Annotated in this window: 17 protein-coding genes; 3 read left to right on the forward strand and 14 right to left on the reverse strand. The window is 48.5% G+C overall.

Annotated elements, in window-relative coordinates; translation table 11 throughout:
- Nucleotides 1–16 precede the first annotated feature (16 nt).
- The 5 genes from KO518_RS05005 to KO518_RS05025 all read right to left on the reverse strand — a co-directional run bounded on the left by KO518_RS05005 (nucleotide 17) and on the right by KO518_RS05025 (nucleotide 6,631).
- Nucleotides 17–382 carry a response regulator gene (locus KO518_RS05005; protein ID WP_216024753.1) on the reverse strand — a complete coding sequence of 122 codons (366 nt, stop codon included), beginning with the start codon at nucleotides 380–382 and terminating at the stop codon, nucleotides 17–19.
- 68 nt (nucleotides 383–450) lie between these two features.
- On the reverse strand, nucleotides 451–1,635 hold the full coding sequence (locus KO518_RS05010) for a methyl-accepting chemotaxis protein (RefSeq protein ID WP_216024754.1): 1,185 nt from the start codon (nucleotides 1,633–1,635) through the stop codon (nucleotides 451–453).
- 289 nt (nucleotides 1,636–1,924) lie between these two features.
- Nucleotides 1,925–3,091, reverse strand: coding sequence for a histidinol-phosphate transaminase (locus tag KO518_RS05015; protein ID WP_216025442.1), 1,167 nt, complete (start codon nucleotides 3,089–3,091; stop codon nucleotides 1,925–1,927).
- A 30-nt stretch (nucleotides 3,092–3,121) separates the two neighbouring features.
- Entirely contained in the window at nucleotides 3,122–3,943 is an 822-nt protein-coding gene (locus KO518_RS05020; protein WP_216024755.1) for a sulfite exporter TauE/SafE family protein, read from the reverse strand.
- A gap of 117 nt (nucleotides 3,944–4,060) precedes the next feature.
- Nucleotides 4,061–6,631, reverse strand: coding sequence for a TonB-dependent siderophore receptor (locus tag KO518_RS05025; RefSeq protein WP_216025443.1), 2,571 nt, complete (start codon nucleotides 6,629–6,631; stop codon nucleotides 4,061–4,063).
- A 456-nt stretch (nucleotides 6,632–7,087) separates the two neighbouring features.
- Here KO518_RS05025 and KO518_RS05030 point away from each other — a divergent pair, with 456 nt between their 5' ends.
- Nucleotides 7,088–8,062, forward strand: coding sequence for a LysR family transcriptional regulator (locus KO518_RS05030; protein ID WP_216024756.1), 975 nt, complete (start codon nucleotides 7,088–7,090; stop codon nucleotides 8,060–8,062).
- On the opposite strand, the gene KO518_RS05035 is transcribed toward KO518_RS05030, so the two are convergent.
- The 9 genes from KO518_RS05035 to KO518_RS05075 all read right to left on the reverse strand — a co-directional run bounded on the left by KO518_RS05035 (nucleotide 8,059) and on the right by KO518_RS05075 (nucleotide 17,687).
- Nucleotides 8,059–8,778, reverse strand: a complete 720-nt coding sequence (locus KO518_RS05035; RefSeq protein WP_216024757.1) for an endonuclease/exonuclease/phosphatase family protein — start codon at nucleotides 8,776–8,778, stop codon at nucleotides 8,059–8,061. The two genes, KO518_RS05030 and KO518_RS05035, sit on opposite strands and share 4 nt — an antisense overlap.
- On the reverse strand, nucleotides 8,766–10,958 hold the full coding sequence (locus KO518_RS05040; protein ID WP_216024758.1) for a VTT domain-containing protein: 2,193 nt from the start codon (nucleotides 10,956–10,958) through the stop codon (nucleotides 8,766–8,768). The genes KO518_RS05035 and KO518_RS05040 overlap by 13 nt, the downstream gene beginning before the upstream one ends.
- 238 nt (nucleotides 10,959–11,196) lie before the next feature.
- A complete protein-coding gene (locus KO518_RS05045; RefSeq protein ID WP_216024759.1) occupies nucleotides 11,197–11,835 on the reverse strand; it encodes a 4'-phosphopantetheinyl transferase superfamily protein in 639 nt (212 codons plus the stop codon).
- Nucleotides 11,836–11,927: 92 nt separating this feature from the next.
- Nucleotides 11,928–12,293 (reverse strand): hypothetical protein, encoded by a 366-nt coding sequence (locus KO518_RS05050; protein WP_252735952.1) that lies wholly within the window; start codon nucleotides 12,291–12,293, stop codon nucleotides 11,928–11,930.
- A 31-nt stretch (nucleotides 12,294–12,324) separates the two neighbouring features.
- Entirely contained in the window at nucleotides 12,325–13,611 is a 1,287-nt protein-coding gene (locus KO518_RS05055) for a sulfite oxidase (RefSeq protein ID WP_371742277.1), read from the reverse strand.
- A gap of 83 nt (nucleotides 13,612–13,694) precedes the next feature.
- Nucleotides 13,695–14,699: a YeiH family protein gene (locus KO518_RS05060; RefSeq protein ID WP_216024760.1), complete on the reverse strand. Its 1,005-nt coding sequence runs from the start codon at nucleotides 14,697–14,699 to the stop codon at nucleotides 13,695–13,697.
- Between the two features lie 4 nt (nucleotides 14,700–14,703).
- Nucleotides 14,704–15,711, reverse strand: a complete 1,008-nt coding sequence (locus tag KO518_RS05065) for a TauD/TfdA family dioxygenase (protein ID WP_216024761.1) — start codon at nucleotides 15,709–15,711, stop codon at nucleotides 14,704–14,706.
- A gap of 9 nt (nucleotides 15,712–15,720) precedes the next feature.
- Nucleotides 15,721–16,674, reverse strand: a complete 954-nt coding sequence (locus KO518_RS05070) for an aldo/keto reductase (protein ID WP_216024762.1) — start codon at nucleotides 16,672–16,674, stop codon at nucleotides 15,721–15,723.
- A gap of 263 nt (nucleotides 16,675–16,937) precedes the next feature.
- On the reverse strand, nucleotides 16,938–17,687 hold the full coding sequence (locus KO518_RS05075) for a GntR family transcriptional regulator (RefSeq protein WP_216024763.1): 750 nt from the start codon (nucleotides 17,685–17,687) through the stop codon (nucleotides 16,938–16,940).
- A 101-nt stretch (nucleotides 17,688–17,788) separates the two neighbouring features.
- On the opposite strand from KO518_RS05075, the gene KO518_RS05080 reads away from it, so the two are divergent.
- Nucleotides 17,789–18,538, forward strand: coding sequence for a TSUP family transporter (locus KO518_RS05080; RefSeq protein ID WP_216024764.1), 750 nt, complete (start codon nucleotides 17,789–17,791; stop codon nucleotides 18,536–18,538).
- A gap of 99 nt (nucleotides 18,539–18,637) precedes the next feature.
- Nucleotides 18,638–20,707 (forward strand): alpha-xylosidase, encoded by a 2,070-nt coding sequence (locus KO518_RS05085; protein ID WP_216024765.1) that lies wholly within the window; start codon nucleotides 18,638–18,640, stop codon nucleotides 20,705–20,707.
- The last annotated feature ends 3 nt before the right edge of the window (nucleotides 20,708–20,710 follow it).

The following is a 20,710-nucleotide window of genomic DNA, read 5'->3' on the forward strand; positions in this document are numbered from 1 at the left end:
CGGCTTCCTGTAACAACTATCCGAGGACTTTGCCGACAACGGCGAGAAGTTTAGTTGGGTCAAAGGGCTTGACCATCCAGCCTGTAGCACCAGCAGCCTTACCCTTTGCTTTCATGTCATCGCCGGCTTCGGTGGTTAGAACGATGATGGGCGTTCTGGCATAGGCTGACATACCGCGCAGATTTTTAATGAGGGTAAGCCCATCCATTCGCGGCATGTTTTGATCTGTCAGGACGAAATCAAAGCGTTTGTATTTGCACTGATCCAAAGCGTCTTGTCCGTCCACCGCAGTGGTGACTGTATAGTTAGCTGACTTCAATGTAACTTCAACCATCTGGCGAATAGATGGCGAGTCATCAACGATTAGAATGTTCTTACTCATATTGCTCCCGACTTTTGAAGATAATTCCCGTTAAAAATGTGTTTTTTGTTTCCCTAGACTACCGGAGGCTAAAACAATTCAACTTCACCCGCGTCGATGCTATTAGCCGACACAGGGTTGTGATCGACTTTGGATCTGGATCGCATGTTAATCTGATAATCCTGCAGATTGTTCTGGGCCTGCGTTGCATCACCTGAACCGATGACGGGCATTTGCTCGCTTACAAAAGAAAGCATTTCTTGAGTATAAGTGAGGTTTTGACCGTTAATATCGCCAAACTGCATGCCTCTGATGGCGTTGCCAATTGCGTTGTCCAGCTGTTCTGAAATAGATTCCAGTTGGGTGGTGGTCTGAGCATCGCGTTCTGCTTTGATGATGATTTGGTCGAGCTCTCCCTGAATGTCCTTTTTTGCTTCCACAATATAACTGGTGTCTTGTGCTGCCAGGGTTCTGACGTCTTGAGTTAGTTCGTCAATTTGTACACCAATATTCTCCATTTGCTTTTTAATGACACCACTGAACTGGGTAGAGCGATTTGACAGGGCCCGTACTTCGTCTGCAACAACGGCAAAGCCCCTACCTGCTTCTCCGGCACGCGCGGCTTCAATGGCAGCATTGAGTGCAAGTAAGTTGGTTTGTGCTGAAATATCATCAATGTCACCTAATGCCTTTAGAACCGTGGGCATTGTGTCGTAAATGCGGTTAACTTTTTCTAAGATAGTGGTGGTACCTGCAGAAATTTGTTCAGTAGACTCGAGAAATTTATCCAATGACTTTTCTGTTTCATCAGCAAAGTGACGCATGCGATTCGAATACATCTCCCCACTGTCAGAATCAGCGTGGATCAGTTGTGAAATACACGTATTTTGTTCTCCTACCAGGCGTTGCAAGTTTAAAAATGCCTCGCTTAACGTGTTTACCGCGTGGGTTTGGGTATCAAATATATCTGACAGATTCTTGTCGCAATCCTGCATGATTTCTGACAGTTGCACCGTGATATCCGAAAGGTCACCTGAACTCGCTGGCTCGACTGGGTCAGTATACACGTTGCTAGCAGGCGCCTTTGAAGGTGAAGTCTTGCCTCCCGCAATGGCGAACGTTAAAAACACACCAAAACTGGCGAGTACGACACCTGGATAGGGCAATGCCAACGACGTAAGCACGCAACCCACGGCGATGCTGACGAGCATGGCAATATAGGCAAGAGGGGGTAAAGTTCGTAAGGAATAAACCATACCTGAGTTACTTTTCATACTGATATTCCATATACATGTTCAGGCCAATACTGCGAATCTGCTGTGAAAAGCACGATGGGATGCTTGTGTATTCGAATCGCAATGCAGGCGGCGCGGGTAACAAATATTAATTTAGTTATAGACAAGAATTTCAGTAATGAAAGTAAAGAAGATAAAAAATATCAACTTTCTTATTTGTCGCAAATGTCACTAGTTAATTAGTCGTAATTTTGAGGATAGGAGTAGTGAAAAAGATAAAAAGGAGCAGTATTGCTCCCTTTTGTATTAAACGTGTAGGTAAAGTGAATTACGAGCGATATATTGCTTCTAGTGCTTTAGGTATTGCATCTACGTACATTTTTACGTCTTCAATACGCCCTGTACTTACTCGGGACCAAGGTTTATAAGCGCGATACTGGCCGCGAATGAGTACGTTTTGTTCTGCCATGGCTTTTTGAAATGCGTTGGCATCGCCGTTATCGCCAAGGTTTACAAAGACAAAATTAGTGCTGGATGGGAGTGCGGTGAGACCATTTTCCTTAACTGCTGTCAAAATCATATCTTTGGCTTGAGCTACTTTTTCGCGGGAGAAATCTTTAAAGGCTTCGTCTTTGTAGCTCGCGATGGCCGCAGCCAGGCCTGCCTGATTCAGCGAATAGCCGCCCAGTCCAAACCTGTTGATAAATGACATGTTCTCTTCGGAACCTAGCATGTATCCCACGCGCATACCTGCCAGACCAAATATTTTCGAGAACGTTCGGGCTACAATGATATTATGGCCCTGTTTTATTAACGGAATCATGGAGTGAGATGGGCCGTCTTCAATTAGTTCATTGTAGGCTTCATCCACGAGGACGAGCGTCTTTTTTGAAGCTTTAATGCAAAACGCTTTGAGTTTCTTGGGGTCGAGGATTTTCCCCGTTGGATTATTGGGGTTACAAATGTGTACCATGGCCACATTGTCATCGATGGCGTTATAGATAGCGTCTAAATCGATACTCAGATCTGCCGTGTTGGGAACCCGTTTTATTTCAGGGCCACCCTGACGTATCGGTGCTTTAGAGGTGGTGTCCCAAAATAAATCCGGCCCGAGAATGACGCCTTTGCTGGTAGCTGCCAGGGCAGCAAATGCCAGTATTAAGCTGGAACCGGCTGTTACTGAAATATTTTTAGCCGACAGTCCGTACTCTTCTGCAATCATATCGGTAAGATACATACCTGCATTGTATGCGTAATAAGCGCCGCCACTTGAGGAGGCATTGGCAATGGCTTTGAGGGCGGCAGGACTGGGACCATAGGGGTTTTCGTTTGCGTTGAGTTTTGCAATGCCTGCCTGTGGCCCGTATATCACTTTGGGCACGTCCATTGAGGGGCTGGCCGCCAGTGCAGCCGGCGTGAGAATACCGGTAGAACTTGCTGCGGTTGCGGCAAGGCTGCCTCCCAAGAAAATTCGTCGCGAAGGGTTGTGAGTCATCATTATTTTCCTTTTTAGAAAGCGTAAAAATTAAAATGCTTTGTAAAACATGCCCGCCGACACAATTATCAAATAGATACCAAATAAGCGTTTGAGCATTTTTTCGCTGAAACTGTGGGCCATATTGGCGCCAATGGGCGCGGTCATAATGGCGCCAATACTGATGGCTATCAGAGCGGGGATATTGACGTAGCCTACTGTCCCTACCGGCAACGCGGCGGTTTCAGAGTGGCGCATAAACAAAAAGCCAATCGCACCGGGCAAGCCGATGAGAAAGCCTACACCTGCAGCGGTAGCTACCGCTTGTTGAATGGATCGGCGGCACATGACCATTGTAATTACTGTGGGAGTACCACCGCCAATCCCTAAAAGGGCTGAAAAACCGCCGAGGACAAATGCCAACGACGCCCTTCCGATACCTTTGGGCATAGAGAAATACACCCCCGGCCTGACGACAAAGTCGGGGAACAAGAAGTAAATAGAGTACAACAATACCCCTGCTGCGAAGACGATTTTAAGGCCGCCAGCACTGGTGTTGTCGGCGATTAGCAGGCCGCCTATGACACCAAGGACAATCCACACAGACCATGATTTGAGCACTTCAAAGTCCACTGCGCCTTTTGCTTTGTGGGCAATAACGGAGCGCAGACTCGATACCACAATCGAGGCCAGTGATGTGCCAATGGCAACCTTTACAATTTCATCGGAATCCGGAACAAAAAATGGGAAAACAATAGACAGGGCAGGAACAACTACAAAACCACCGCCATTGCCAAACAGGCCTGACGTTATCCCGGCAATGGCACCTGCCGCACATAACGTTAGCACAAACCAGACCAACTCTATTTCCATAACAACATAACCTCACACATTTGTGTATATCGTTTCTGCGCGCTTAGTCGCGCTAAAATCGGCAAAGTCGACCACTAGGGGTCGACTTTCCGAGGGGGAACACCTTGCGACCGTGACTTAGAAAGTAAAGGCCAGCTTGGTGTAATAGTAGCCGCCCTGCCAGTCGACAATAGAGTCGGAACGGTAGATGCGTCCACAACAGGTTTCCCCCATTTCTTCAGAGCCCGCATCCGGGTATTCGTCAAACAGATTTCGTGCCCCCGCGGTTAACGACAAGTTCTCACTGATGTGATAAGTCGCTTCGAGGTCAAACAGTACTTGAGGGTCGAACTTCTGCGTGATAATGAGATCGCTGTTTGCTGCATTCTCGTACTCGCCGTAGTAGTTCATCCGGGCTACAACCATCCAGTCTTCATAACTATGCTTCACTGACATTACACCACGTATGTCAGGCGTACCATTTTCCAAATCGAATTCGTCTTCTGCGTTGTAGAAGTTCTGCGGATCGTCTTCTAAAGTGGTTTTATTGTAGTTGAAGGATGCTGTGATTGTGGTGTCACCCATATCAGACTGCATGCTATAAGTACCTACGACATCTAAACCTTCAGTTTTGGTGTCGAAGGCGTTTTGGAAGTAGAAAACACCGCCAATGGATTCCGCACCAGAAACACCGGCATTCGCCAGACTGAGGTAACGTTGATAGTCTTCCGGATCTTCTGCGTTGGGATCAGAACTTACGTCCAGTGTTGAGATTGCATTCAGGCGGTCTTCCAAATCGATGTTGTAGTAATCGACGGTAAGGGTAAAGTCGCCGAAGTCGCCAGTCATACCCAAAGTGAAGTTGGTTGATTTTTCAGGCGCCAAATCACTTGCGCCCAATGCTTGGGCAACAGCACTGCTGGCCGGGAATAATCCGGTTGCCACCGGGAAGCCGTTCGGCAATCTGGTTGAAACGTTAGTGGTACCTTGCTGACCCGGTGTTGGAGCGCGAAAACCGGTCCCGTAAGATGAACGGATAGCTATCTCGCTGGTGATTTGGTAAATACCTGCGACTTTGTATACTAATTCAGAGCCGAAATCTGAATAATCTTCATATCGCAGTGCCGCCTGCATGAAAATATCGTCGGTAACATCGCCAGAAATGTCGCCGTAAACCGCGTAGGAATCACGGGTGTACTCTCCTGAAAATTCAGGTGAGTAGCCAGGGAAGCCATTAGAGCCTACGCCTACAACAGTATACACCGGATCGCCAGAGTCGGCACAGTCTAACCCCGAGATGGCTGACCCGGCAGCAGTTGCCGTACCGTCGTCATTACAAAAACCCCACGGGTCTGCAGAGGCATACGGCCCAGCCTCGTATGATGATTCTTCACCACCGGCAATGTCGTAAGACTCATCGAGGTAACTAACTCCAAATGCGAGGATGTATTCAGCAAGATCATAGGTAAAATCCGCTTGGAATTGCAGTTCTTCGTTGGTCAATGAACCAGGGTTAAACGATGTTGGAGACAGGTTCCCCATAGACGGGTTAATGGTGTTTTTCAGTGTGTATTCAATTTCGTTTGAACCATAACGGCCACTGATATCATAAGTCCAGGCACCGCTCATGCCCTTGAGGCCACCCACCAATGAGTAGTCTGTAATATCACCAAAGAACCGCGGCGTAAAACCACCGGGGAAGAATTCGGAGGGACTCCACACCGATCCATCCTCCAGACGAATATCTTCAATTGTACCATTTCCTGGGTAACGATAGAAAAACGAACCGTCGCCTTCACTTTCAGAATAGTTACCGAACGCATACAACTCTACAGCATCAGAAATTGTATAACCTGAGTTAAAGAAAATTCTCGTACCACTGCTATTTGGCTGGCCCCAAGGTTGAACTTCGTCAGAGCCGTGAACGTCGTTTGCGTTTGCAATTGCTGCTGCAATGTATTCATCAGACTGATCAGTAACACAAAACCAGCTTTCACAGTACTGTTCACCGCGGAACGTGGCTTCGGAATCTGTGTATTCTGCGGAGATACTTAAGAATCCATCATCACCAAGGGCAAACCCTTTGTTACCACTAATAACGATTTGATCGCCATCGCCTTCGTAATACTGCCCAACTTCGGCTGTTAGCGAACCTCCTTCGGTGTTATTTTTCAACTGGAAGTTAATAACCCCAGCTATGGCGTCAGAGCCATACTGGGCGGCTGCGCCATCTCGAAGTACTTCTACTGAACCGATTGCCGCAGTGGGTATGGTGGCAAGGTCCGGTCCCTGGGTACCCGAGCCGCCAATTTGAACCAGTGCTGCCCGATGTCTGCGCTTGGAATTCACCAGAACCAGGGTTTTATCGGTAGGAAGACCTCGCAGTGTGGCGGGGCGAATAAATGTGCCGCCATCAGAAATAGGCTGACGGGAAAGAGAATAAGAGGGAACTAAGGTCATCATAACATCGTTCATGTCAGAAAACGCGACCCCTTCCATATCTTCAGCAGTCAGTACATCAACGGGTACCGGTGAACTCGTTACTGATCGAGGTGCACCGCGGGCACCGACTACCGCGATTCTTTCCAGAGACGGGTCGGCGTCAGTTGTATCCGCTTCCTGTGCGTATACAGACGGAGTAAGTGCCATTGCCATTGATAAACCGGTCAGACCGGCGTAAACGGATGCACTGAGCTTTCTTATTTTCATCATGTGTGTTCCCAGAGTTATGCTTGATTGCTCTTATTTTTCATATCGCGGACTGAGTAAAACTCTCGCCCAACTGTGGTCCACAGCAGCACCATTTGAATGCAGCAGGCTACATCAAGTGCGCGTATTTATTTTCGCGCTGTGTAGTTGCCAGACTAAAAAAACATCGACGCATGACGGAAGAAAAAAGAATATTGAGGGGTATAAGAAAAATGTTGAGCTAGCAAAAAAACACTAATTAATCATAGGGTAAGAGATAATCTGCAGAGAGCAACTAAATGTCAATGAGTGCCTGATTAACGTTTTTTTTACGTGTGGTGGATGTCATAGAGCTGTAATTGGCACATGGCTTGCTGCGTCACAGGAAAAGTCCCACGTTAACAGGATGTGACACGACAATAAGTAAGGGCAAGTACTGACAGAATTAGACGTAACCAGTGTCAGGAGACAGGCCGGATGAATTCCAAACAGCTACAGTATTTTCTAATTACTGCAAAAGCGGGCAGTATTGCTGCTGCCGCAAGAGAACTGGATATTGCACAACCAGCGATCAGTCAGCAACTCGCTAACCTGGAGCGGGAAATGGGCGCTCCCCTTTTCCACCGCAGTTTCAAGGGGGTGTCGCTTACCGAAGCGGGTGACATCTTCGCCAAACACGCGCGCAAGCTTGTGGATGATATCAACGCGGCAAAAGCTGAATTACGTTATTTGACTGACGAACGGGAAAGTACAGTAAAGGTGGGAATGTTGCCCTCGATCGGGAACGTGCTGTCGATGTCACTGATAGCGGAAGCTGAACTAACTAAGGGGAAGCTAAAACTGGATATCAGTACTGGCCCGTCCTATTCCGTTCGCGGTTGGTTAGAGAAAAACGAGATCGATATCGCCATCACTTACGAGCAGGATATTGACCCCGCCATTATGGTGTGTCAGCCGCTAATAGAAGAATACATGTACCTCGTTGTTGGGGCAAACGAAGCATCCGCAGTTTATCAGTCATTAAAAGACAGAAATAGTATTGCTTTTTGGGAGTTGAGTGAGTTTGCTTTGCTCAGTCCTGGAGAGCGTGATGCACTGGGCAAACTCATCCAGGACTACGAAAAACAGACCGGTGTTGCCCTGAATTATACCGGTGGGTATTCCGGCCAGTTAATGACTGCGTTCAGGCAACTATTGCAAAGTGAAAGTGCCATGATCTTGCCTTCTTCTGCCATTTTTCACCTGGAAGAAAGCGGCTTGGTTAAGGCGCTTAAAATTGAGCAGCCTGAGATGAAGCGCCAGGTATATCTCGCTACTAGCCGCAGTGTGACATTGTCAGACAGCAACCTGAAAATGCAGGATGTTATTCGCCGTGTTGCAGCTCAGGAGCAAGCGTTGAATCACTGGCGAGGACGGTTACATCACGGACGGTTGACTGTAGCCTGTGCCTAATCGCTTGCCAGGCTTAGTGGCAAGCAAATGTCAGCCTGCACCGGAAGATGGTCAGACAGTATTTTAGTTTGACGGTTTCTCAGTTTTTTTATCCTTGTTAGCCGAATGTCCGGGGACGTCCAAAATCTGTCCAGAGAAAACAATGGCAATACGCTGGGAAAGGTGGCGCCTACTTTATGCTGCTGCATAACCTTGTCCAGATGACGAAATGCACGGGTAAAAAACTGCCACTCATTGAAGTCGCCGCCGAGGATCACCGGGCTTGGTTTCGTGGCCAGTATCGAGGCAATATATTCGTGAAGTTTTCTAAATTGTGAGCGACGTTCTTTTTTTGTTAACCCCTTATGGGTATTAATCACCGTGAGCGGTCCTTGTGGCGTCATCAGTTCTACCGTCTGAATGTTTCGAGGCTGAACCCCCTGTTGACTGACGTCTAGTGTGTGTTGCGCTATTACCGGAAAGCGCGTAAGAAGCGCATTTCCATACCATCCAGAAGGTTCTACGAGTGCGGGGGACGGCACCAACTCAAATACCTTATCAGCACAGATATCGCGGATGTCCGACTCGATTTCACGGTCAGGGGCGCGGGTATCCATTTCCTGCAGTAACACGATATCAGCACGTTGCTCTGCCAGGAATCGGCCAATCCGTCGGTAGTCGTGCCGCTTGTCTGTACCCACACCACTGTGGATGTTGTAACTTATTATGCGATACATTCTTCGCCCTTCGCTTTTTCCGCTTGCTTGCGAGCCTGGTAGCGTTTGGCAATTTTTTGCGAACCCCAAATCATCAAGGCCCACAACGCGATGCCACCAACAAGGTAAGAGATGGTTTCCGGTGACGGATTGCGAAAGATTTGCGTAATGGAATCACCGACCAGGCCTTTAGCTATCATGGGAGGAAACATACCCAAAAAGGTGCCGACGAGAAATTGCACTAAGCCGATTGAAGAAATACCAGCTACGAGGTTGACCAAGCTAAAGGGGGCGATGGGTAGCATTCTTATTGCCGCTACACCCACGATACCGCTGGATTTTAGCTTCCTGTCTACGACTTCGACCTTCGGGCCGCCAATTTTTTTCAGACCCGCGTTGCCGGCGAGATTGCCTATGCCAAACATACAGGCCGAGCTGAGTAAGGCTCCTAAAATACCGTACAGCGGCCCCCACACCGGGCCGAAAATGGCAGAAACTGCCAATGACATTACTGTGACAGGGAAGAAGAAGAAGCCGCCAACAAGATAAACCAGTAATACGGTAGGCAAGGCAAAGTAGGTCCCGCGACTTTCTTCTAAAAATGCATTAATGTTGTCTGTGGATAACCACGGAATAAAGTGACTGGCTGTAAGCAATAGGCCTGCCAGAATAGTAACGCAGAGCACGCCGATACTGATCATAATAGTACGTCTGCGGGGGTTTTTTACTGGCATTACTGTGCCTCCGAGTGTAGGCATGGGCGGAATAAGCGGCTCTTCCGGATCAGACAAACTGGAGAAAAAGTTTTTTCCGGATGCTTGGTCTGTAAAAATTTCATCCCGTACCTGAGTCAATACATATCCGTGGGCAAGTTGCCCTTCCATAAGCGCCCTCACAGGGTTTTTCTGAGTCATCAGGGCTGACACGTCATTCAGGGTCCTGCCGGTGTGTTCCGCCAAAAGGTCATCCCTTACCCGGCTAATTTGGCGGCGGTTGTCTTCGCAGTTGCCAAACAGCACCATGTCAATTTCCGTATCCAGCGACATGGAGCGATTGCTGATATTTGACGAACCGATCACCAGGTAATTGTCGTCCACGGTCATGACTTTTGAATGGATGCGCTTTGTTGCGCTTATTCCGATTTCGTTAGTAATGGAAGAGTATGACATTAGGATCCTGTCTGGCGAAATGCCATCCTCAAGGATTTTCTTGAACTCGATGCGGCCGGCCCAAAACGCTTCGCACTCAAATTTTCCCTTCGGCTCATAGGAACTGACGATGATGACGTGTAAGTTGGGTTTTTCCTTCAGGCGTCGGTTGAGCGCTTCGGCAATTTCCTGACGAGAAGTAAACTGGTTCTCGATGTATATCACTCGCTCAGCCTGAGCGATGAGGTCGAGCAACATGTGCCTGACTTCCTGAACGGGTTCGACTTCATCCATAAATGGAATGGTTCTTGCCAATGCGCAGTGGACTTTCTCAAACCAGGGCTCAAAGTCAGTGGGCCAGGCATCTGGCAATGGACTGTCTATGGCAGTTTGCGCGTCTTCGCGAACCGCTATGGGCTCCGCTTGTGCTACGCGCAACCAGCGCCAGCGCACCAACTCGCAAAACCTTTCGACCACGGGCCCAGCAGACACAATTTGTACGTCGTGGAGTGGGCCATAGGTACCGTCAGGACCTTTTCTTTCCTCACTGTTTACCGCATGATCCCGGGTATCCCACCGGTTTGTTGAGATGTCCATACCGCCAGAGAACACCAGTTCATCGTCGATAACGACAATCTTCTGATGCTGGCTGCCTCCCATGGGGATCGTGTCGTCCAACTCTGTTTGCACATTGTCCGGGGTTTTTTCATCCCATACTTCTTTGGCCCACATTTCTCTTTGGGCAAAAAAAGCCAGGGATGAATCCCACCTCAGAAGGTAAATTCTGATGTCGGGAGACTGTTTGGCCTTCCAGGCGAGTAAATCGCTTACCACTGAAGGCGCATCACTGCGAATATCATCTTCGCCGCGAAGCAGGCGGATCCGGCTGTCGATGTCCCAGCCCACGATAAAAATACTGTGTTTGGCTTTAACAATGGATGAGTGTAGTGCTTTGTAGTAGTTTCCGCAGTCAATCAAAGGAGCGGCATAACTGGCTGCGCTGGTGGCCCAGCAGTTCTCTCCCTGTTTGAAAATTGATTGTGTTGTTGACATCTTTCCCTCCTCATCCCCATCGGACTGAGCGTATAGCACGGACAAATATGCTTAACGTTGCACAGGGTATACCAACACATCTGTTGAGCTGAAAGTTCTTCAACACTATGAATAGTTTGATTTTTTTGTTTTTCTGGCCGTTTGGCGAGTGGCGCGGAGTACAAGTTCGGGAAAACTTTATCCCTTTGTCTGTAACTCTTTCAGAAGGTAAAAAGTGAAAACGATACTGTGTTCACGACTACATTGGTTGCAGGGCGTGAATGGTTACCGGCACGCTCGGCGACATATTGTGTACGACGGACCAAGTCATGTCAGCAGGCGTTTCGCTGTGGAACGAGAAATTGTGCTGCGCCAGTAAATGTAAGACAGACGAAGATAAAATGGTCTGCAATGGTTGATTCAGTGCTTTGGCCAATGCCTCTTTGAGGGTCCATATTCGATAAAACTCAATGGCGCTGGCGGTGTGTTCGGCGGGGTTGAATAGATTACTCAGTTCACTGACGTTTCGCTTTTCATTATGGACTTCAATATCGAGTCCCAGGGAATGCTGGCGCGGGTCAAAAACTGTAAAGGCAATAGTGCCCGCACTGTGAGAGAGCGCGATAGCTGAGCCCGGGTAGCCGTCAGCGCGCAAATAGCCCTTTAACAGTGACAGGTGAATACGCGAAGCATTGTGTTTGGTCAAGCCGAGTTCCCGTTTGATTAAAAAGCGACTCAAAGTAAATTCAGCTTGCCGGCGAGGGCTTTTCATACCTGCCAGCCGAGTCAGTTCCTTCTCAGATAACCAAGGGCGAATGGCTATATTGACGTTGTCAGGTTCGTAACGACAAACCTGTATGGCAATATGTTTTTCGTGGGCTAAAGGCGCAGCGTTCAAGCCTTTACGCTCCTGTATTTTTGTCAGCGGTTATTCTGGGCATGACAGGCTCGGGTAGTGGAAACCATGGTTCATTGTATGTTGTTTATGGCTCATTGGCTTGGCATTAGGTGCTGTGGTATTGGAGGACGACGCGCGCTTTGCTTTGGTCCGTACCATGTTGCCAGATAGTCGAGAATAACTGGCTCAGCATCGCCCAAAGGCCACAATTTTTGTGTATCTTGCATCCATCTAATGGTTTCCAGCCAGCGTTCTCTGCTCATGGCGTTTTGCGCGATAAGCGAAGGAGAGTGACATGCACTGCAATGCGCTAACACAAGTTGCGAACCTTCGGCAACAACTAACCCTGATTGCGCATCAGTGACTATTTCACCGTGTTGGTCTTCCTGACTGGCCGAGACTGATGGACTCACCAACAACCAGCATACCATCGCAAGCTTTAGAAAATGGAAATACATTCTACGGCCTTGTTTTGAGAAGTGAAATGATTCACGCTACCACTTTTACCGCGATGCGGTGGCAGGCGTTGTTGAGGTAACCTTTGGGGTTCCAGCCCGGCAGCACCATTGGCTGAGCACGACCGTTTTCATCTACCGCCCGAGCCCAAATTTCATAGTAGCCATCTGTTGGGAAAGTCAGCTCGGTTTTAAAATGCTGCCACGCGTGCTTATTTACTGGCCGGGTTAATGATGCTGATTGCCAGGTTTGTCCGAAGTCTATCGATGTAAGTACCTTGCTGACGGCGCTGTGACCGCACCAAGCGTGGCCCCGAACCTCAAGTGATTTGGCAAGGGGGTGATTGATGCCTGACTTAGGGTAGGTAATGAGGGATTTAACCGGCATGGCTTCAATAATACACATATCTTCGTCCGCCACCGATGTGCCAGGCGCAACAGGTTTACACGGGGTACGGTAGGCCTTACCGAGCATCTTAGCACCGTCGTGTACCTGGTTGCGCACGACAATTTTTTTCAGCCATTTTCCTGATGTTGAAGCCGGCCAACCGCCAAAGACGAGTCGCAATGGAAAGCCGTTCATTAGGGGCAGGGGGGCGTCGTTCATTGACCAAGCGATGAGGGATTCATCTTCCATGGCCTTAGCAATAGGAACACCCCTAGAGATAGACGCTTTACCCGGTGTTCTGCTCAAGTGCAGATCGTCACCATAATAGCCAATATAAACTGCGTCTTGTTTGACGCCTACAGCCGTTAGTACGTCTTTCAAACGCACGCCGGTCCAGCGCGGGCAACCTACAGCGCCTGTTGTCCACTGATTTCCGGTGGCAGCAGGCGAAAACTCTGCCCGACCATTGCCCCCGCACTCAAGGGTGAGTTGATAAGTGTAGTGTTTAAACTGAGTCTTGAGATCCGATAGGGTGAAGGTTTTACTCTGCGCAGCAGATTCGCCTTCAATAACCAGTGTCCAGGTGTCTGGATTTGGTGTTTGTGGAACGATCCCATTGTTGCGAATAAAAAAGCGCGAGGCGGGAGTGACCTCGTCGTCAAGCAAGTGGGCCGGCGTTTCTGCATTGAGGGGGCGATCGTTCAATACCACTAGCCCGTCTTTACCCGCAATGGTAAACGGAGTGTCATCTTGGGCCAAAGCCGCGGGGATGAGGCCCGCTGGCATAAACTGACTGTAAACAATTTCCGCACCCAATAAGGCGGATAGCGACTTGAGTCCAGACAGAAAGCCGCGCCGGGTAAGAGGCTGGCTGGTTCTGCCAAACACGTATTCATCTGCCTTGTGTGGATCTTCAGCGTAGAGTGCATGCAGGCCTTTCTTCTTCACGTTAACTTCCTCGTGTTGCCAGTAACTATAACCCGTTAATTCGTTGTGGCTGGTGGCGCGTACTCGCGTTAAATAAAATATAAATACCCAAGAATAAGCAATGCAATCCAAAGGGTTTCGAACACAATCATAACAATGGGCACCATGCCCACTTCAGCAAGTTTACCTAAGTTGGACTTCATGCCAATGGCAGTAATCGCAACTACCAGGAAAAAGCGCGATATTTGAGTGCCGGTATCAATGACAAATTGAGGTAACTGAATACAGCTATTGAGCAACATCAGTGCGATAAAGCCAATCAAAAATACTGGCATTTTGGGGACATCGCCGCCATCGATGTGCGCGTTTGCTCTATAAAAACGCCGGACTCCGGCCATCATGATCAGCACCACAGGCATCAACATGGCCACGCGTACCAGTTTAGTGAGCGTGGCCATATCGCCAGCGCTTTCCGATACCGAGTAACCGGCACCAACGACTTGTGCTACATCGTGTATTGTTCCGCCGAGAAAAATACCGGCTTCGGTGTCAGTCATTTTCAGCTGCCCGGCGACAATCGGGTATATCACCATAGCAATGGTAGACATAGCCGTAACACCGATAACAGTAAGCAGCGTGTCACGCTCGTGATTGTTGCCTTTGGGCAGGATGGTTGAAATGGCTAACGCGGCAGATGCACCACAAATAGCGACCGAGCCTCCGGTGAGAGCACCAAAGCGCTTCTGCATGCCAAACAGCTTCGCCATAATGATACCCAGTACAATGGTAGTCAAAATAGCTGCAGCTAGCATAAGTGCAGTTTGCCAGCCCAAAATAGCCAGATCACCAAGGGCGATTCTCAACCCCAACAGCACGACACCTGCCCGCAGCAGAGTGCTGGCAGTAAAATCGATACCACAAGCACATGGCGAATTGTTCTGATAGAGAAACGAAATAGCCATACCCAGTAACAACGCAAACAGCATTGCCGGAGCTTGATAGTGCTCGCTTAAGAACAAAGCGGCCATGCCGGTAATGGTGGCAATGCCCAGCCCCGGCCAAATGCGTTTGCACGTTACTGCCAAGCCAGTCATTGGGTTATCGCTCAGATGCGACAAGTGCAACCAGTACTACGCGCTTTCGTTCGCCGGAATAGGGGCGGCGTCCGTGCATTGCGCGATAGTTGTCAACAATAGCGACATCGCCGTCCTGCCAGTCTAGATCGAAAGTAAAATCTTCAGCTAATACTGACACTCGCTCAAGGCCTTCTTTGGGTATTGGACTGCCGTCACCAAAGGTGATAGCAGAAGATGGATTTTGTCTTACGCCTTTCCAACCCATGTATGCGGCTATGAGCTGGTTGTAGAATACTTCTGAACCATCATCTAGGTCGATCACCGCAGGTAGAACGGGGGTAATGGCTTTCAGGCTGCCGTCTTCCAGCCATTCCCAGTGATAGCCCAATTCTTTTAGTTTCGCTTCTGCTGCTTCTACTGTGGCAACGCTAAGGGTGCTTTTCCAGCTTCTTCCCTGTCCTGAGTTAGCATCATTTGCCGCGGGCATTGTGGTTGTGTATTTCAGGCCTTTCTCCTTGAAATCACGAGCCAGGTCCGGGTCTTCCGCTTTTAGTGCTTCGAACAGTTTGTCTGAACGGCAAAGTGGTGTCGCTCCGCCTTCTTCTGCAGCTGACTGACAAAAGAAAAACAGCTTGCTCGGAGAAATTGGTGTTTGCGCCATTTCGTGATGCAGGAATATCTCAACATCTTTCGGCGCCTCGTTGGCGGTGAATACCCGTTCAGTAAAGTTAATCCTAACCGCATTGGACAAGGATTCTTGATAAGTAAAGTTTGGATAGCCAAACCCGGCAGAAAACGTATCAAACGTCTCTGCCGATTCAATTGGGAATCCGCGAAACAGTAGCGCGCCGGATTTTGCTAAACGCGCTTCCAGTTCGGATTGGTTTTCGCGCACAAAGGCCATTGTGTCGGCTACTGTTTTGCAGCGCCCGTTGTTCACAACAATCTGCGGAAACACACTGTCCTTGTAGGTGTGTTGCGTCGCCACGGATACGTACTCTACGGGTGAAGTTGCAGTTGAATCTGTCATGGCTGACTCCTAGTCGTAAATAGGGTGGAAGCGATTAAAGGCCGCCTCGCAAAAATGGCCTGGATCATTGAATCTTCGATTGCAGTTTAATGCGGAAATTGCCTGCATTTCGTCCTCAGTGAGAGCAAAGTCAAACAGGGCGAGGTTTTCTTTCATTCGCTCAAATTTAGATGTTTTCGGTATGACCGCATTTCCTCGCTGAATACCCCACCGAAGTACGATCTGAGCAGGTGTTTTACCGTGAGATTCTGCCGCCTGTTTCACGACTTCCTGTTCAAGTACCGACTCGGTTTTGTCTGCCATTTCCAGCTCGAGGTAAGAAAGTGCACCTAAAGGCGAGAACGCGGTGACGCTGAGTCCGTAACTTTTTGCCAGACGAATAAGCCTTTCTTGGGTGAGGTAAGGGTGGGACTCAATTTGTAACATGGCAGGCTTTATCTGAGCGTAGCTCATCAAATCGTTTAACAACCCGGTATTGTAGTTACATACACCTATTTGTCTGACACTGCCATCGTCAACCAATTTTTCCATGGCCTGCCAGGTTTGGTACAAGGGCACAGGCGCCAATTCCATTTTAGGTTCGTCTGCATCCGGGTCGTAAAACCACTCAGGAGGATAACGGGTATCAACAGGCACAAACTTCTGCGCGATTGGAAAGTGAATCAAATACAAATCCAGGTAATCCAGCTGCAAGTCAGACAGGCTTTTCTCAAGTGCAAGGCTTACGTGTTCAGGGGCGTGAAATGTATTCCACAGTTTCGAGGTTATCCACAGTTCATCGCGGGTACACAGACCATCGGCGATGGCGCGTTTAATGCCTTCGCCTACTTCCTTTTCATTACCATAGTCCGACGCACAGTCGAGATGCCGGTAACCGGCTTTTATCGCGTCATAGGTGGTATCAGCGCATACCGCTTTATCGACTTTCCAAAAGCCAAAGCCCACGGGTGGTATTGTTTGCATTGCTCGTCTTACCTTATGGTTTAATGTTGAGACTGACTAAGATAACTAGTACACTTTAGTCTTGTATAAGACATAAGTTATTATACAGCTATGCCATTGTCAACAAGCTGTTAACATTTGTGTGAGAGACTGAGTTTTTTACTCAGGGTCGAAACGGCAGCCGCAATACTTGCCTCTGGTACAAAAAATAGTACTGACTGCAGGTTAAGTGTCAGTATCGACAACTGGCATATTGGGGTAGCGGAGCGAGAAGACGAGGCGTTTTAGTCGAGTTCAACCTGATAGTGATAGTGATCTGTGCGGCATTTACTTTCGCGATACTCTATGAGCTTGCCATCTATCGATTCAGTAATACGGGTAACCAGTAACAAAGGCGCACCTTTTTCTACTCCCAGACTTTTCGCGTCTGACTTTGTGGCCAATACGGCCTTGATACTGTCACGGGTTTTAAACACAGTTTGATTGTAGTCAGTCTGGTAAAAATGATAGAGGGTATGTGGGATATCTTCCCTTTTTTCTATTGCAGGAAAGAATTTAGCTGGCAGGAAAATGGTTTCCAGCATGCAAAATTCATTATCGAGAATACGGCGGCGCTTGAGTTTAGCCACTTTTTCTTTCGCCGAAATAGCCAAGGCTACCTGTAACACTTCAGGTGGGTCTATCTGCTCTTGACTGAGTAACTCGGCCTTGGGGAGATCTGCCCCTTTGCCATCGGCCTGCAAAGGGAAAAAACGGAACAGGGCATCTTGGGCTGTGTGTTCTGATACAAATGTGCCTACGCCCTGACGGCGGGATACAATTTTAGTATCGGTGAGAAGTGTAAGAGCTTTCCTCACGGTTCCCTGGCTGACGTTAAACTCATCAGCCAATTTAAATTCACTGGGTAACATTTCGCCCGGTTGCCACCGGCGTTCAACGATCAGTTGCTTAATATATTCTGCGACCTGTTGATAGAGAGGCTGAAAAGCCAGGCTGGGGCCGCCGAGTTTGTGATCGAATTGAGATGATGACATTGAACTGTTACCTACTATTTTTTGCTTTTGTTGTTATATCATACATAAGAGTTATAGCGCACTTTTGATATAAATCACACTGATCTCAGGAATATAGCTGAATGCTGCCAGACATTTTACTTCCCATGTTTACTTTACTGGCTCTTGCTACACTTTTACAGACGCTAAGCGGATTTGGATTCGGTCTGATGGTAGTGTCCAGCTTTACGCTATTCGATATTATGCCACTTACCGCCACTACGTTTATCGTTAGCTTTCTCAGCTTATTTAACTCGGTGAGCCTGGTGATCAAGAATACAGACAAAGTGAACAAGCCGGCCTTTTACATTTTACTGTTCACGGGAATTCCTTTTATGGTCGTGGGCTATGCACTACTCGAATATATGTCTGCGGGTATGACAACATGGCTTAATTTATTGCTGGGCTGTGCCATTTTAGTGTGCTGTATCCTGCTATTAGTCAAGCGTAAAAAAGCAGCTTCCGGACGACGGCGAGGGTTCGGTATTGCCGGTATGTTAGGTGGGCTACTGGGGGGACTTTTTTCTACGTTTGGGCCGCCCGTGGTATTTCAGTGTTACCGACAACAATGGTCGGTAAGTGAAATACGATTTACTTTGCTGGCAGTGTTTACAATCACGGCAGTGATAAGGCTGTGTATGGTTCCCTTCGGCACGGTCCCCAGTTCTGATATTCTTATCGCCACACTCTGCGCGGTGCCGGTGGTGCTTATATTTACTCGTGCCGGTCACCTGATCGCTACGCGGGTCGAACCGTCAATTATTCGTGTTATCGCTGTTACTATGCTGGCGATGAGTGGCGTGACCCTGATTGCACACAACATTGTGGTGTGAGTTGTTAAGTCGATATCATATTTTTTCAATTGTTGATTGACACCTAAATTACATTTCATTAACTTATATCTTATATAAGACATCAAGAGATATGGGTAAATGAGTAATTCGTTATGTGTTGTTGAGCCAGACTGGAACGCCATCGAAGCTGCCACAATCACGGCCGCGCCATTCCTCAACGGGGAAGATGTGTTAGTGGTACCTACGCAATTCGGTGATCTCAAATTATCGGTGAGCGCGTTTGGGTTGCGCATTCAATGTGGTGAAAGTCATGATGCCGGGTTTGAAATACTTGCCTCTCAGCCTGTTAATGAACCACTTCAATACTCTGGTGATCAGACGCACAGTACGCTACTGGCGGGGGCCTATCGCCTCGAACTATTCTCTGCACCACTTTACTTCAAACTCTATAAGAACGATATACTCATCCAGCAAAGTGCGACTGATGGTCATTTTGTTCGTCAGCATCGTGTACCGCCTTTCGCCAAAACTGAAAAAGGTTGGCTAGTGAGTCTCGAGCTGGATCACGACGAAGGGGTCTATGGCCTGGGTGAAAAATGGGGCAGTGTAAATAAGCGTGGTCAGTTGGTGCGCTCCTACAATCATGATGCCCTGGGCGTGAATGCAGAAAAATCTTATAAAAATACACCGTATGCGTGGAGCCCAAAAGGCTGGAACCTGTTTGTCCATACTCCCGCCCCCGTTACCCACGGCGTAGGCTTCCCTCAATGGTCTCAGCGAGCCTATATTTGTCTGGTAGAAGACGCTGCCTTGGATATGTTTCTTTATCACGAAGATACACCGGCTAAAAGCTTGCACAAGTACAGTGAACTCACTGGGTTTGCGCCAATACCGCCCACTTGGAGCTTAGGTGTTATTCTCTCTAAAGCATATTACCGGGATGCAGAAGAACTCTTGGCCGTAGCACGAGAAGTCAGAGAAAAGCACATGCCCTGCGACGTCATAACACTCGATGGAAGAGCTTGGCAAGATACCGATACTCGTTTTGCCTTTGAATGGGATCCAAAGCGGTATGCAAACCCAAAACCTGTAATAGACGAACTCAAATCACTGGGCTTTAAAATTTGCGTATGGGAATACCCCATGATTTCCGTGAATAATCCGCTGTTTGAAACCGCCAGAGAAAAAGGGTGGTTGATAAGAGACAAGCGTACGTCAGATGCATACCGCTACGAGTGGGATTTGAGCCCGTTTGGCGAGGTACTGACGCCCCTGCCGGAATCGGGAATACTGGATTTTACAAATCCAGAAGCTTATGCCTTTTGGCGGGAATCCCACCGTCCGCTATTTGAACTTGGTATCGACATGATTAAAGCGGACTTTGGCGAACAAATTGAAGACGATAATATGCTTTCGTTCAGCGGAGACTCGGGGCATCGACTGCACAACGTTTACAGTATGCTATATAACCGCTGTGTCTACGAAGCCGCAGAAAAGTACTGTAAAACGGGCCCGTTTCTGTTTAGCCGTTCAGCCTGGACAGGTAGTCAGCGATATCCAGCACAATGGGGGGGCGACCCGCAGGCTGACTGGCAAGGTCTTGCCGCAAGTTTGCGAGGCAGTTTGTCATGGGGGTTGTCAGGCGGCCCATTCTTTGCGACAGATATCGGGGGGTTCTACAAAGACTGTCGCGATGCTGAACTGTATGTGCGTTGGGCACAGGCATCGGTATTTAGCGCCCACATGCGTTTACACGGGATTGGTCCACGGGAACCCTGGTCTTATGGGAAAGCAGCATCGGATGCCGTATTTAGTGCATTGAAGCTGCGCTATCGGCTTATTCCCTATTTGCAATCTGTCGCGACACAGGCGTCAAAAACCGGGTTGCCGGTACAACGTGCCATGGTGCTTGCCTTCCCTGATGAGCCATTGTCTCACGCGTTTGAGCATCAATTTATGTGTGGCGATGATTTGCTGGTGGTGCCTTGTTTGGTACCCGGTGGCAAAGTGAAATATTACCTTCCTAAAGGAGAGTGGGTTTCTCTGAGCGGTGAAGAGGTAGTACAAGGGGGCGTTTATAAGGAAGACGTATTGGGCTTAGCCGAGATGGCCGTGTTCATTAGAAAAGGAAAGCAAATTGAACTTGGGCCGGAGGTGCAGCATACCGATATGGATATGTCTGCCATCACTCATTGGCCAGCGCAGTAGAGA

This window comes from Aestuariibacter sp. A3R04, assembly GCF_018860805.1.
Lineage (GTDB): Bacteria > Pseudomonadota > Gammaproteobacteria > Enterobacterales > Alteromonadaceae > Alteromonas.